The organism is Streptomyces sp. NPDC031274, from assembly GCF_055570235.1.
Genome location: NZ_JBVIHP010000002.1, coordinates 1 through 13,262, shown reverse-complemented (window position 1 = coordinate 13,262; position 13,262 = coordinate 1). Strand labels below are relative to the sequence as shown.

14 protein-coding genes and 1 pseudogene are annotated in these 13,262 nt (G+C 71.2%); 10 read left to right on the top strand and 5 right to left on the bottom strand.

Going from position 1 to position 13,262, the window contains the following annotated elements; all coding sequences use genetic code 11:
- Positions 1-24: 24 nt before the first annotated feature.
- Complete coding sequence (locus ACZ5CR_RS03065) at positions 25-402, bottom strand: hypothetical protein (protein WP_468853032.1); 378 nt, start codon at positions 400-402, stop codon at positions 25-27.
- A gap of 272 nt (positions 403-674) precedes the next feature.
- Here ACZ5CR_RS03065 and ACZ5CR_RS03060 point away from each other — a divergent pair, with 272 nt between their 5' ends.
- On the top strand, positions 675-1,745 hold the full coding sequence (locus ACZ5CR_RS03060) for an ATP-dependent DNA ligase (RefSeq protein ID WP_468853030.1): 1,071 nt from the start codon (positions 675-677) through the stop codon (positions 1,743-1,745).
- On the opposite strand, the gene ACZ5CR_RS03055 is transcribed toward ACZ5CR_RS03060, so the two are convergent.
- The 3 genes from ACZ5CR_RS03055 to ACZ5CR_RS03045 are packed head-to-tail and all read right to left on the bottom strand — an operon-like array spanning position 1,742 to position 4,454.
- Complete coding sequence (locus ACZ5CR_RS03055) at positions 1,742-2,542, bottom strand: ABC transporter ATP-binding protein (RefSeq protein WP_468853028.1); 801 nt, start codon at positions 2,540-2,542, stop codon at positions 1,742-1,744. The two genes, ACZ5CR_RS03060 and ACZ5CR_RS03055, sit on opposite strands and share 4 nt — an antisense overlap.
- The gene (locus ACZ5CR_RS03050; protein WP_468853026.1) at positions 2,518-3,375 is read right to left on the bottom strand and encodes an ABC transporter permease; all 858 of its coding nucleotides are present in this window, start codon (positions 3,373-3,375) and stop codon (positions 2,518-2,520) included. The genes ACZ5CR_RS03055 and ACZ5CR_RS03050 overlap by 25 nt, the downstream gene beginning before the upstream one ends.
- Positions 3,372-4,454 carry an ABC transporter substrate-binding protein gene (locus ACZ5CR_RS03045; protein ID WP_468853024.1) on the bottom strand — a complete coding sequence of 361 codons (1,083 nt, stop codon included), beginning with the start codon at positions 4,452-4,454 and terminating at the stop codon, positions 3,372-3,374. The genes ACZ5CR_RS03050 and ACZ5CR_RS03045 overlap by 4 nt, the downstream gene beginning before the upstream one ends.
- Before the next feature lie 597 nt (positions 4,455-5,051).
- On the opposite strand from ACZ5CR_RS03045, the gene ACZ5CR_RS03040 reads away from it, so the two are divergent.
- On the top strand, positions 5,052-5,999 hold the full coding sequence (locus ACZ5CR_RS03040; protein WP_468853023.1) for a DUF3048 domain-containing protein: 948 nt from the start codon (positions 5,052-5,054) through the stop codon (positions 5,997-5,999).
- A gap of 19 nt (positions 6,000-6,018) precedes the next feature.
- Here the strand turns inward: ACZ5CR_RS03040 and ACZ5CR_RS03035 are convergent, their stop codons facing one another.
- Positions 6,019-6,486: a MarR family winged helix-turn-helix transcriptional regulator gene (locus tag ACZ5CR_RS03035; protein ID WP_468853021.1), complete on the bottom strand. Its 468-nt coding sequence runs from the start codon at positions 6,484-6,486 to the stop codon at positions 6,019-6,021.
- A gap of 224 nt (positions 6,487-6,710) precedes the next feature.
- Here ACZ5CR_RS03035 and ACZ5CR_RS03030 point away from each other — a divergent pair, with 224 nt between their 5' ends.
- The 8 genes and pseudogenes from ACZ5CR_RS03030 to ACZ5CR_RS02995 form a co-directional block, all read left to right on the top strand.
- On the top strand, positions 6,711-7,514 hold the full coding sequence (locus ACZ5CR_RS03030) for a CoA transferase subunit A (RefSeq protein WP_468853019.1): 804 nt from the start codon (positions 6,711-6,713) through the stop codon (positions 7,512-7,514).
- The gene (locus ACZ5CR_RS03025) at positions 7,514-8,242 is read left to right on the top strand and encodes a CoA transferase subunit B (protein WP_468853017.1); all 729 of its coding nucleotides are present in this window, start codon (positions 7,514-7,516) and stop codon (positions 8,240-8,242) included. Before ACZ5CR_RS03030 ends, ACZ5CR_RS03025 begins: the two co-directional genes overlap by 1 nt.
- Positions 8,229-8,558, top strand: a pseudogene (locus ACZ5CR_RS03020) (thiolase family protein); the annotation flags it as partial. The gene ACZ5CR_RS03025 and the pseudogene ACZ5CR_RS03020, both read left to right, overlap by 14 nt.
- A gap of 129 nt (positions 8,559-8,687) precedes the next feature.
- Positions 8,688-9,458, top strand: coding sequence for a protocatechuate 3,4-dioxygenase subunit beta (gene pcaH / locus ACZ5CR_RS03015; RefSeq protein WP_468853016.1), 771 nt, complete (start codon positions 8,688-8,690; stop codon positions 9,456-9,458).
- Positions 9,458-10,012 (top strand): protocatechuate 3,4-dioxygenase subunit alpha, encoded by a 555-nt coding sequence (gene pcaG / locus ACZ5CR_RS03010; RefSeq protein WP_468853014.1) that lies wholly within the window; start codon positions 9,458-9,460, stop codon positions 10,010-10,012. Before pcaH ends, pcaG begins: the two co-directional genes overlap by 1 nt.
- Complete coding sequence (gene pcaB / locus ACZ5CR_RS03005) at positions 10,009-11,385, top strand: 3-carboxy-cis,cis-muconate cycloisomerase (RefSeq protein WP_468853012.1); 1,377 nt, start codon at positions 10,009-10,011, stop codon at positions 11,383-11,385. The genes pcaG and pcaB overlap by 4 nt, the downstream gene beginning before the upstream one ends.
- Complete coding sequence (gene pcaDC / locus ACZ5CR_RS03000) at positions 11,382-12,494, top strand: bifunctional 3-oxoadipate enol-lactonase/4-carboxymuconolactone decarboxylase PcaDC (protein WP_468853009.1); 1,113 nt, start codon at positions 11,382-11,384, stop codon at positions 12,492-12,494. Before pcaB ends, pcaDC begins: the two co-directional genes overlap by 4 nt.
- Positions 12,495-12,579: 85 nt before the next feature.
- On the top strand, positions 12,580-13,262 hold a 683-nt coding region (locus ACZ5CR_RS02995), incomplete at its 3' end, for a serine/threonine-protein kinase (protein WP_468853007.1).

Below are 13,262 nucleotides of genomic sequence, written 5' to 3'. Positions count from 1 at the left end.
AGTGGCCACCGTCGCGCGGCGTTGCTAGAAGCCGCGCGGCACTTCGCGGCGGAGATATTCGGCGGCGGCGTCCCACCCGCCCTGCGGCGTCAGGCGGAGTTCGGCGAGCTCGGCGCCGAACGCGTCTATGACCGCCTCGTGCGTGATCCGACCGGCACCTCCTGGCATCGGATTTCCGCGGAGGACCGCGCAGACCGTGCCGATGAGGTTGGCGACCTCGTTCCGATGCCCGTTCTCCCACAGACACGCGACCGCGTTGCACACCGCGGTGCTGGGGCGGAGCCCTTCCTTCCTGGCTTCGATCTCGACGGCCTCGTACCGGCCGAGCCCGTACAGGGCGGTGGCCAGGATCTCGGCGGGCAAGGCGACCGAGCCGTAGGGGACGGAGGACTTACGGGGCATGTGGCGCTCCTTCATGTCGGCGCTGCGTCGAACGCTGTCCACCCAGGGAACCGCCGGAACGCGCTCAGCGGGTGCCATTGCCGTAAGTGCGCCACCACGAGTTGTGCGGGCGCCCGCCGACGCGGAGTCCCAGCCTCTGGCCGTGGTGGCGAGAACACGCCCTCTTCGGTGGCGCCCCACACCTGGCCGGGCTCGGCGCGGCGCAGCTGACCTGCCCTTCATGGACGCACGCCGAACAGGCGGACCCCACGGACGCCCCATAGGTTTGAGTCATGGATCTGCCGGTGATGCCCCCCGTCAAGCCCATGCTCGCCAAACCCGTGGCGAGGATCCCGCCGGGCATGCAGTACGAGGCCAAGTGGGACGGCTTCCGTGCGATCGTCTTCCGTGACGGCGCGGACCTGGAGATCGGCAGCCGTACGGGAAAGCCCCTGACCCGGTACTTCCCGGAGCTGGCGGAAGCCCTGCTCGACCGCCTTCCCGCCCGCTGCGTCCTGGACGGCGAGATCGTGATCGCCCGCGGCGGCCATCTCGACTTCGACGCCCTCACGGAGCGCATCCACCCCGCCGCGTCGCGGGTGCGGACGCTCGCCGAGCGGACCCCGGCGTCCTTCGTGGCCTTCGACCTGCTCGCCCTGGACGACGAGGCCCTGCTCGACACTCCCCTCGCCGAGCGCCGCACACGCCTTGCCGAGGCCCTGGAGGGCGTGAGCGCCCCCGTCCACCTCGCGCCCGCCACCATGGACCCGGAGCTGGCCCGGAAGTGGTTCGAGCAGTACGAGGGCGCGGGGCTCGACGGCGTCATCGCCAAGCCGCTCGACCTGCGCTACCGGCAGAACGAACGGCTCATGTTCAAGATCAAGCACGAGCGCACGGCGGACTGCGTGGTCGCGGGCTACCGCTTCCACAAGAGCGGCCCCGTCGTCGGCTCGCTCCTCCTGGGCCTGTACGACGACGGGGGCACCCTGCAGCACGTCGGGGTCTGCGCCGCGTTCTCCATGCGGCGCCGGGCGGAGCTGGTCGACGAGCTGGAGCCGCTGCGGATGGACGACGCCGCCGCGGCCGAAGGTCACCCCTGGGCGGCCTGGGCGGACGAGGCCGCGCACGAGACGTCCCGGATGCCGGGCGCGCCGAGCCGCTGGTCGGGCAAGAAGGACCTGTCCTGGGTGCCGCTGCGTCCCGAGCGCGTCTGCGAGGTGGCGTACGACCACATGGAGGGCGGGCAGCGCTTCCGGCACACGGCACGGTTCCGCACGTGGCGACCGGACCGTACCCCTGACAGCTGTACGTTCGCCCAGCTGGAGGAGCCGGTCCGGTACGACCTGGCGGATGTGCTGCGCTAGGCGGCGCGCCTGCTCCCGGGGCGTGCGAGCGCCGGGTCGCCGCCTGCCGGGTCGACCCCCAGCTGCCGCAGCAGCCTCCCGCGCAGCTCCGCGTACTCCGCGCTCCCCTGCCCCCGCGGCGCGGGAAGCTCCACCCGTACGTCGGCCGCGATGCGCCCCGCGTCCAGGACGACCACCCGATCGGCGAGAGCGATCGCCTCGTCCACGTCATGGGTGACCAGGAGCACGGCGGGCCGGTGTGCCTCGCAGAGGCGTCGCAGCAGGGCGTGCATCCGGATGCGGGTGAGCGCGTCCAGTGCGCCGAACGGCTCGTCGGCCAACAGGAGTTGCGGTTCGCGTACCAGGGAGCGGGCGAGCGAGACCCGCTGTTGTTCGCCGCCGGAGAGGTCCGCGGGCCAGGCGTCCTCCCGGCCACCGAGGCCCACTTCGTCGAGCGCCGCGCGGCCCAGGTCCCGCGCTCCGGGGCCCGTCAGGCCCAGTACGACGTTGTCAAGGACCCGCTTCCAGGGCAGCAGGCGTGCGTCCTGGAAGACCACCGAGACGTCGTCCGGCGCCGTGAGCTCTCCGCTGCCCTCGACCTCGTGGTCGAGTTCCGCCAGGGCCCGCAGCAGCGTGGACTTGCCCGAGCCGCTGCGTCCGAGGAGCGCCACGAACTCACCTGGTGCGATGCTCAGTTCGAGCCCGTCGAGGATCGTGCGGTCTCCGAAGGAGCGGACAAGCCCTTCGATGCTGACGGCCGGTCCCTCGTCGCTGACGGCCCGTCCCTCGTCCGTCAGCCCGCCAGTGTGCGTCGCCATGACAGCGCCTTCCTCTCCACGAGCCGGACCAGTGCGTCCGAGACGAGACCGAGAAGCCCGTACACGACGAGGCCGACGATGATGATGTCGGTCTGCCCGTAGGTGCGGGCGAGCTCCATCATGTAGCCGATGCCACTCGTGGCATTGACCTGCTCGACCACGACGAGCGAGAGCCACGCCGCGGTGACCGCGAACCGCATGCCCAGCAGGAAGCCCGGCAGCGCCCCCGGCAGGACGACGTGCCGCACGAATCCGGCCCGTGAAAGCCCTACGGTCTCAGCGAGTTCGGCGTAGCGGCCGTCGATCGTCCGCAGCCCGTTGTGGGTGTGGATGTAGACCGGCACGAAGACACCGAGCGCGATGGTGATGACCTTCATCGACTCGCCGATGCCGAACCAGAGGATGAGCAGCGGGATCAGCGCGAGCGACGGGATGGCCCGCTTGATCTGCACGGGTCCGTCGATGATTCCCTCGCCGATCCTGCTGAGCCCGGCGGCGATCGCGAGGGCGAGCCCCGCCGCGGTGCCGAAGAGCAGCCCCAGGAGGGCGCGTTCGGCGGAGGTGGCGAGGTTCGACTGGAGGCGCCCCTCGGAGATCAGGTCACCGGCGGTGCTCACCACGGTCCAGGGCGCGGAGAGGTTGCGGGCGTCGATGAATCCGGCGGCCGACCCTGCCGACCAGATCGCGAGCAGGAGCAGAGGGCCGATGGCCCATCCGTACGGTATGGGGCGGCCCGGTCCGAGCCTGCGGCGCCGCGGCGGCCGACGGCGCGCCCGGGCCACGGGTCCGGTACGGGTCGCGGCCTTGGCCAGGGAGGGCGCTTCGACGCTCATGTGCCCTCCCCCGCACCGGACTTGACCGCGTCGGCGGCGACCGACTCGTACCGCCGGTCGAAGAGGACCTCGGCGTCGAAGGGCTTCTTGCCGGTCTCTTTCGCCAGCAGATCGACGGTCTTCTGCTGCCGCGCGATGGCGGAGGTCCAGTCGGCCGGGAAGTCGGGGTGGCCGTTCCCCTTGACCAGGTACTCGCCGTCCGCGCGGGACAGGCCCTGATCCTTGACGTAGTAACCGGCGATCCACTCGTCGGGATGCTTGTCGGCCCATTCGGCGGCGCGCGCCCAGTACTTCACGAACTCCCTGATGGCCGCGGCCTTCCGCGGGTCCTCCACCGACTCGGTCGGCACCCACAGATGCCCCGGATCGTCCCGCAGCCCGTGCTGGATGGTCTTCGCGCCGTCCTTGCCGTACTTCGCGGGATAGCGCTTGATGTTGACCCCGCCGAGCGGCGCCGCGTCGACTTGGCCGCTGCCGAGCGCGGACGGGTAGACGTCGCCGGTGCTGGGCAGTTCGACGAGCTCCACGTCGTCCTTGGTGAGCCCGGCCTTGGCGAGGATGCGCAGGACGAGGGCGCCCTGCGCCTGCCCCGGGCTGTAGGCGATCTTCTTGCCACGCAGGTCCTTCAGCGTGTCGATGTCCGCGCCGGGCGCGACGCCGATTTCGTACGTGGGGTGTTTCAGCGGGTCCTCGCGGAATTTGGACGCCACCAATTTTGTGTCGAGTCCCGTCCAATGGGCGTGAATGGACGGTATTTCCGCCGCGGAGCACACGTCGAGGGAATGTGCCCTGAATGCCTCGGAGCACTGGGGGCCGCCGCTGATGTTGGCCCATTTCACCTTGAAGGGGAGCTTGCCGAGCTGTCCGGAGAGTTTCAGGGCGACCTGGGCGTCCGGGGCTCCGACGGTGATAGTGGTGTTCGGATCCACCTTCTTCGGGATCTTGGCGGAGACCTGCTTGGCGTCGACGGTCTCGGTCGACGTGGCGTTGTCCGCGCATCCGGCCAGGAGCAGCGGCGCGAGGAGGGCAGTGCCGAGCGCCGCCCGTACAGGTGTGGGCGTGCGCATATGTGTGGGCATGAGTTCTTTCCCGGAGTGCGGACCTTCACGGAGGGGGAAGACCGGCAGGGAAATTCCCTGCGGCCTTGCGGGTTCTCACGAAAAGACGTGTGCGTCTTGAAGGTCAGCTACACAGAGCGGTGGCGACGCGCATCAGATCAACAGCGCGCCGCTGCTTGAACCGCCGGGATATTCGCATGGCGATGAAACTAGCCACGGCACCAAGAGGGGTCAAGCCGTCTCACCCGCCCCGGCTTTCCGGAAACGCAGCCTTCGCACTCCGGCCATACGCACGTCACACCACCCCACGGCTCCCCGCCGGGAACGCATGCGCGCCAATGTTCCGGCCCGCGCTCGCACGCCGCTTCCACCATGCCGGTGGAGCACGCGCGCAGGACGTGGAGTGCGGAACTGAAGGGCGCCGACCCACAGTTGGCGCGCTGCGACAAGTTGGAGACCGGCTGGATGAACGGGCATCCAGTTCTATGAGCGCCATGACCGCACCCGCTACCGGCTCGGCCTGCGCAACGCCCTTGATCTGGGTCGGCCTTGACTGACCTTGACTGATCTTGGCTCAGCTGGGTGGGAGGGCCGGGGCGGACGGGGTAGGAAGCCCGTATGCGAACGCGGAGATGGACACGACGCACGACGGTGGCGGCGGTGGCGGCCGTCGCCGCTCTGGGCCTCGCGCCCGGCTGCACCCTCAGCGACACCAACGGAGGCAACGGGAAGGCGCCCTCCGACGGCGACGGGCACGTTCTCGCCGTGAAGATCGACAACGTGGGCCCCGCGCGCCCGCAGACGGGTCTGGACGCGGCGGACGTCGTGTACGCGGAGCAGGTCGAAGCGGGCCTGAGCCGCCTGATGGCGGTGTACGCGAGCAAGCCGCCGCCCGTCGTCGGTCCGGTGCGCAGTGCGCGGGAGACGGATCTTGAGCTGCTGAGGCAGTTCGACGATCCGGCCCTCGCGTTCTCCGGGGCCCAGTCGAAGCTTCTCCCGCTGATCTCGGCCGCTCCCCTGCGCCCGCTGTCACCCGGCAAGGCGCCGGGCGACGCCTATTTCCGGGGCGGCGGAAAGGTGGCCCCGCACAACCTCTTCGTACGCCCGAAGGCGCTGGACCCCGACGCGGGCACGGGGGGTCTTCAGAGCACGGGCTTCACCTTCGGCGGGCGCCCGAAGGGCGGCACTGCGGAACGTGCAGCCACGGTCCGCTTCCCCGCCGCGCGGTTCACCTTCGACTGGTCGGCCGAGCGGAAGCGCTGGCTCGTCTCCATGGACGGGGCGCAGGCCCGCACCGCCGACGGCAAGACGCTGGGCGCGTCGACGGTCGTCGTGCAGTACGTGAAGGTGCGCGAGTCCCGCTTCCACGACCGCTCGGGCAACAACACGCCGTTCACCGAGACCGTCGGCTCAGGGAAGGCGCGGGTCCTGCGGGACGGCCGGGCCTACGAGGCGCGCTGGGAGCGGACGTCCCCGCAGGACGGCACGGAGTTCACCACGGCGGACGACGGCGAGCAGCTGCCGTTCGCGAAGGGGCAGGTGTGGGTGGTGTTCGCGAAGGCGTGACGCGGGCCCTGCCGGGGAGTCAGCCGTTGGTCGCGGCGAAGGGTTCCGCGGGATTGCGCAGGCCCTCCGCCGCCTCCGAGACCCGCTGGATCAGGTCGAAGAAGAGGGTCTGCTCGTCCGCGGAGAGCGGCCCGAGGAAGACCTGGTTCATCCGGGCCGTCCGCACGGTCAGCTTGCGGTGCGTGCGCTTGCCCTCGTCCGTCAGGTGCAGCAGATACCGGCGGCCGTCCTGCGGATCGCGCACCTTGTCGAGCAGCTCGCGGCGGATGAGGCGGCTGATGACCTCGGCGATGGTGGACCGGTCGAGGCCGACCCGCTCGCCGACGGTGCGCTGATCGAGACCCGGCTCGGCGACGAGCGCGTTCAGGACGGCGAACTGCGGTGAGGTGATCTCCTCGGAGACCATCGTGTTCCACAGCAGATAGTGCGCCTGCTGCAGACGCCGGGCCAGGTGCCCGGGGTGGGTGGTCAGGTCCACCGCGGCCATGAGTTCCTCCACTGCCTCGTACCGGCTGCTGCCTTGTACCGGCTGAGTACCGGCTGACTCGTACCGGCTGTCTTGTACCGGGTTTTTTCGTAGGTGCACTGAACAATACTCGCCCTTGACGGCCTACGGAACGAGTGACAGCGTAAGTCCGACCTCGCAGAGATAGTCAGTGCCCTGATTAATTCGTAGGGCATCGAAGGCCTGGAAGAGATGAGGCTCGACGGATGGACAAGGTGGTGGCCTCGGCTGCCGACGCGGTGGCCGATGTGGGCGACGGTGCGTCCCTCGCGGTCGGCGGGTTCGGGCTGAGCGGTGTGCCCGGCGTGCTGATCGAGGGGCTGTACGAGGCCGGCGTTTCGGGCCTGCGGGTGGTGTCCAACAACTGCGGGGCGATGGAGTCGGGGCTCGCGGTGCTGCTCTCGGCGGGCCGGATCGCCCGGGTGACCGGGTCGTACATCGGCGCCAACAAGGAGTTCGCCCGCCAGTACCTGGGCGGTGAGCTGGAGGTGGAGATGATCCCGCAGGGCACGCTCGCCGAGCGGCTGCGGGCCGGAGGGTGCGGGATTCCCGCGTTCTACACACCGGCCGGGGTGGGCACGCAGGTCGCCGACGGCGGGCTGCCGTGGCGCTACGACGGCTCGGGCGGGGTGGCGCTCGCCTCACCGGCGAAGGAGGTGCGTGAGTTCGATGGCGAGGAGTACGTCCTGGAGCGCGGCATCCGTACCGACTTCGCGCTCGTGCGGGCCGCCAAGGGCGACCGGCACGGGAACCTCGTCTTCAACAAGTCGACCCGGAATTTCAACCCCCTGGCCGCGATGGCAGGGCGGGTCACGATCGCCGAGGTGGAGGAGCTGGTGGAGCCGGGCGAGATCGACCCCGACGCGGTGCACCTGCCGGGGATCTACGTCCAGCGGGTCCTGGAGCTGACCCCGGAGCAGGCGGCGGACAAGGGCATCGAGCGGCGTACGGTCTCCGTGCCCGCTTCCCCGCCTGCCGCGTCCTCGGCACGAGGGACGGTGAGCGGCTGATGGCCTGGACCCGTGAGCAGATGGCCGCCCGCGCCGCACGCGAGCTGCGCGACGGCCAGTACGTGAACCTGGGCATCGGACTTCCCACACTGATCCCCAACTACCTCCCCGAGGGCGTCGAGGTGGTCCTGGAGTCCGAGAACGGCATCCTCGGCGTGGGGCCGTACCCCACGGAAGCCGAAGTGGACCCGGATCTGATCAACGCGGGCAAGGAGACGGTCACCGTCCGCCCCGGCGCCTCCTACTTCGACTCCGCGCTGTCCTTCGGGATGATCCGCGGCGGCCACATCGATGTGGCGGTGCTCGGTGCGATGCAGGTCTCCGCGCGCGGCGACCTGGCCAACTGGGCGATCCCGGGCAAGATGATCACGGGGATCGGCGGGGCGATGGACCTGGTGCACGGGGCGCGGACGGTGATCGTGGCGATGACGCACACCGCCAAGGACGGCTCCCCCAAGATCCTTGCGGAGTGCGCCCTTCCGCTGACCGGCCGGGGTTGCGTGAACCGGATCATCACCGACCTCGGCGTCCTGGACGTCACCGAACACGGCCTGGAACTGGTCGAGTTGGCGCCGGGCATCACACCGGACGAGATCGTCGCCAAGACGGCGGCCGAGGTCCGCTTTCCCGAAGCCATCGCTGGCGCCGCCTCTGACGACCTCTCTGACGCCTCCTCTGGTGCCACCTCCGAAGCCTTCTCTGGAGGAACTGGTCATGAGTCCGCGTGACGTCTACATCGTCGACGCCGTACGCACCCCCGTCGGCAAGTACAACGGCGCGCTCGCGGGCGTCCGACCCGACGACCTCGGCGCCCACGCCATCCGTGAACTCCTCGCCCGCACACCCGACGTGGACCCCTCCCGGATCGGCGACGTCTACTTCGGCAACGCCAACGGCGCGGGCGAGGAGAACCGCAACGTCGGCCGCATGGCCGCCCTGCTCGCCGGTCTCCCCGTGACGGTGCCGGGCGTGACCGTCAACCGGCTCTGCGCCTCCGGGCTCGAAGCCGTCATCCAGGCAGCGCGGGCCATCGCGCTCGGCGAACGCTGACCTGTTCCGCCCTTCGCCAAAGCCTTCCCCAAAGCCCGGCACCACGCCGTACTCACAGCCCAGCACCACGCCGTACTCGCCGCACTCACCGCACTTCGCCGTACTCACGGAGCCGAGAGACACATGCCCCTCACCGAACCCCTGCCCGACGGGCTGAGCCAGCGGGAGGTAGACATAGAGGTCGCCAAGGCGCAGGCATCGGCCGCGCCCACCGACCACCCGCCGCGCGACTATCCCCCGTACCGCAGCAGCCACTTCCGACACCCCAAGCAACAGCTGATCCCTCTTCGCGACCCGGAGGCGGTGGAGCTGAGCGGCCCCGCGTTCGGCGTCACCGACATCACGGCGCTCGACCGCGACCTGACACGGCAGCACCTGGGCGAGCCGCTCGGTGAGCGGATCACCGTGTCCGGCCGTGTCCTGGACCGTGAAGGGCGCCCGGTGCGCGGCCAGTTGGTCGAGCTGTGGCAGGCCAACGCGTCCGGCCGGTACGCCCATCAGCTCGATCAGCACCCGGCGCCGCTCGACCCGAACTTCACGGGGTTCGGCCGCTGTCTGACCGACGACGAGGGAACGTACTCCTTCACGACGATCAAGCCGGGCGCGTACCCATGGCGCAACCACGTCAACGCCTGGCGCCCGGCGCACATCCACTTCTCGCTCTTCGGCACGGCGTTCACGCAGCGCCTGGTGACGCAGATGTACTTCCCCGGCGACCCGCTGTTCGCCTACGACCCGGTCCTGCGCTCGGTCACCGACGAGTCGGCGCGGGCGCGTCTGGTCTGCGCCTACGACCACGATCTCTCCGCCCCCGAGTGGTCGCTCGGCTACCGCTGGGACATCGTCCTGGACGGCCCGTCCGCGACGCTCTTCGAGGAAGGCGACAAGCACTGATGTCGTACGCCCCCACTCCCTCCCAGACCGTCGGCCCGTTCTACGGCTACGCGCTGCCCTTCCCGCGCGGCGGCGAGGTCGCCCCGGCGGGCCACCCGGACACGATCACCCTGCACGGGTACGTGTACGACGGCGCGGGAAACCCCGTACCCGACGCCCTCATCGAGACCTGGCAGCCCGCACCCGACGGCTCCCGCACGGGGGCACCGGGCTCGCTGCGGCACGACCCGGTCACGGGCGAGGTCATCGGGCGTGACGGAGTCGCGTTCACCGGGTTCGGCCGCGTCCCGACCGACGCGGACGGCCACTGGACGGTCCGTACGCTCCCGCCGGGCGGCGTCTCGTACATCGCGGTAGCCGTGTTCGCGCGAGGTCTGCTCCACCACCTGTACACGCGCGCCTACCTGGTCGACGAGCCGGGCGACACGCTCCTTGGCTCCCTCGACCCGGCGCGGCGCGCGACGCTGGTCACCCGCCCCGAGCCGCACCGCACGTACCGTTTCGACATCCGCCTTCAGGGCGAGGGCGAAACGGTGTTCCTGGAGTTCCAGTGAGTCTTGAAGGTACGGACGTCGGCCTGCTCTCCCCCGGGCGTGCGGGCTCCCCCGCCGAAGCCGCGACGGGCGACACCGCCTTCCTGCAGGCGATGCTCGACGCGCAGGCGGCGCTGACGCGGGCTCAGGCGACGGTGGGTCTGGCCCCGGCGGAGGCGGCGACGGCCGTCTCCGCCGCGGCCGACGCCGATCGCTTCGACGTACGCGATCTCGCGCTCCGCGCGCGGGCGGGCGGCAATCCGGTGATCCCGCTGGTCGCGGACCTGACGGCGGCGGTGCCCGCGGACGCGGCGCCGTACGTCCATCGGGGCGCCACGAGCCAGGACATCATGGACACGGCGATGATGCTGGTCGCGCGGCGCACGCTGGACCTGATCCTTGCGGACCTGACCCGCACGGAGACGGCACTCGCCCGCCTCGCGACGCGGCACCGGGACACGGTGATGCCGGGCCGCACCCTGACGCAGCACGCGGTCCCGACGACGTTCGGCCTGAAGGCGGCGGGCTGGCGCTCGCTGGTGCTCGACGCACGGGACAGAGTGAGGCCGGTACGAGACGCGCTTCCGGCTCAACTGGGGGGCGCGGCGGGTACGTTGGCCGCGTTCGGGGCGTACGCGCGCGGGGCACGCCCGCCGGGGCCGTTCGCGGCGGACGCCGGGCTCGGAGCGGGCCTCGTCTTGGCCTACGCCGACCACCTGGGTCTTGCCGAACCCGCCCTTCCCTGGCACACGCTCCGCACCCCGGTCGCCGACATCGCCTCGGTGCTCGCCTTCACCGCCGGGGCCCTCGGCAAGGCGGCCACGGACATCCTCACCCTCTCCCGCACGGAGCTCACCGAACTCTCCGAGGGAGCGGGGGGCGGCTCCTCCGCCATGCCCCACAAGGCGAACCCCGTCCGCTCCACCCTCGTCGCCGCCGCGGCCCGCCGCGCCCCCGCCCTCGCGGCGGCGCTCCACGCGTCGATGGCCGCCGAGGACGAACGCCCCGCGGGCGCCTGGCACGCGGAGTGGGAGGCCCTGCGCGACCTCCTGCGCACGGTCGGCGGCGCGAGCCTGCACGCGGCGGAGCTCACCGAGAACCTCCGGGTCCACCCGGAGGCGATGCGTGAACACCTGGGCCTCACCCGCGGGTTGATCGTCTCCGAACGCCTCACGGCGGAGCTGACACCCCTCCTGGGCCGGGCCCGCGCGAAGGAGCTGCTCACGTCGGCGGCCCGGCGCACCCGGGACGAGGGCAGGTCCCTCGCGGAGGTGCTCGCCGAAGAGCCCGGTCTCGCCGAGATGCCGGCCGTCGATCTCACCGAACTCACCGACCCCGCCCGTTACACCGGCTCAGCCGGCACCCTCACGGACCGAGCCCTGGAGCGACGATGACCGGCAAGCTGCCGCACCACACCACCGAGGGCGCCCCGACCGCGCCCCCTCTCCTCCTCGGCTCCTCGGTCGGCACCTCCACCGCCCTGTGGGACGCCGTGGCGCCCGAACTCTCCACCACCCACCGGGTCGTACGCTGGGATCTGCCCGGCCACGGCACGTCCCCCGCCGACCTGATCGGCCCGGGAGCGAGCGTCGCCGACCTGGCCGCGCTCGTCCTCGCGCTCGCCGACTCTCTCGGCATCGACCGTTTCGCGTACGCGGGCGTCTCCCTCGGTGGCGCCGTCGGCCTGCACCTGGCCGCGCACCACCCGGAGCGGGTGGAGAGCCTCGCCGTGATCTGCTCCTCCGCGCACTTCGGCGGCAGCGCACGCTGGGAGGAGCGCGCCGCGCTCGTGCGCCGCGAGGGCCTCGACGCGCTTGCGGAGAGCGCCCCGGAACGCTGGTTCACGCCCGGGTTCACGGTCCCCCGCCTGGTGGACGACCACCGCAACACCGATCCCGACGCGTACGCCGCGTGCTGCGACGCGCTGGCGGCGTACGACATCAGGGAGTCGCTCGCGACGATCACCGCGCCCACGCTCGTCATCGCGGGACGCGAGGATCCGGCGACACCACCCGCCCACGCGCGCGAGATCGCCGACGCGGTGCCGGGCGCCTGCCTCACGGAGCTGGCGGGCGCCTCGCATCTGGCGCCGGCGGAGCGTCCGGAGGCCGTGGTCGCCGCGCTGCGCACGCACTTGACGGGTGCGGACGCGAGCGGGATGGCCGTGCGGCGAGCGGTCCTGGGGGACGCGCACGTGGACCGCGCTCAGGGGAACACCACGCCCTTCACGGCCCGCTTCCAGGATTTCATCTCCCGTTACGCCTGGGGCGAGATCTGGACCGACCCGACCCTCGCGCACCGCGAGCGCAGCATGATCACCATGACCGCTCTGGTCGCGCACGGGCACTACGACGAGCTCGCCATGCACATCCGGGCGGCCCGCCGCAATGGCCTGACACCGGAGGAGATCGGCGCGGTGCTCCTCCAGACGGCCGTCTACTGCGGTGTCCCCGCGGCCAATTCGGCCTTCGCTGTGGCACAGCGGGTCCTCGCGGAGGAGTGACGAAGGAGCGGCAGTTCACCAGGCACCCTTTAGGCTGCTGCTGATCAGGGGGCAGGGGATCAGGGGAGCAGGGGGACGAGGGCCGATGAACGACGCGACTGAGGTGTTCCAGCCGTTGCAGGCGGACGACCCTCCCACGGTGGCCGGTTACCGCATCGCCGCCCGGATCGGCGCGGGGGGCATGGGCCGGGTCTATCTGTCGCACACGCAGGGCGGCCGACCGGTCGCGATCAAGGTGGTACGGCCTGAGCTGGCCGACGATCCGGCCTTCCGGCGGCGGTTCAGCAGGGAGATAAGGGCGGCCCAGCGGGTCAGGGGCGCCTACACGGCCGAACTGATCGACGCCGACGCGGACGGCGTACCGCCTTGGCTGGCCACGCTGTACGTGGCCGGGCCCTCCCTGTCGGAGGCCGTCGCCCGGAGCGGGCCGCTGCCGGTACCGGCGGTGCTGTGGCTGATGGCGGGGGTCGCCGAGGCACTGCAGGCCATCCACAGTGCGGGAATCGTGCACCGGGACCTGAAGCCGTCGAACGTGCTCCTTGCCGCCGACGGGCCGCGCGTCATCGACTTCGGCATATCACTGAGCTCCAGCGCCACGTCTCCGCACACCGTCACGGGTTCCGTGGCGGGCACGCCCCAGTTCATGGCTCCCGAGCAGGCGTCCACGGGCGACGTCACGGCGGCCACCGACGTCTTCGCGCTCGGCCAGACAGCGGCGTTCGCGGCACTGGGCGAGCCGCTGTACGGGGACGGGCCCTCGGTCAGCGT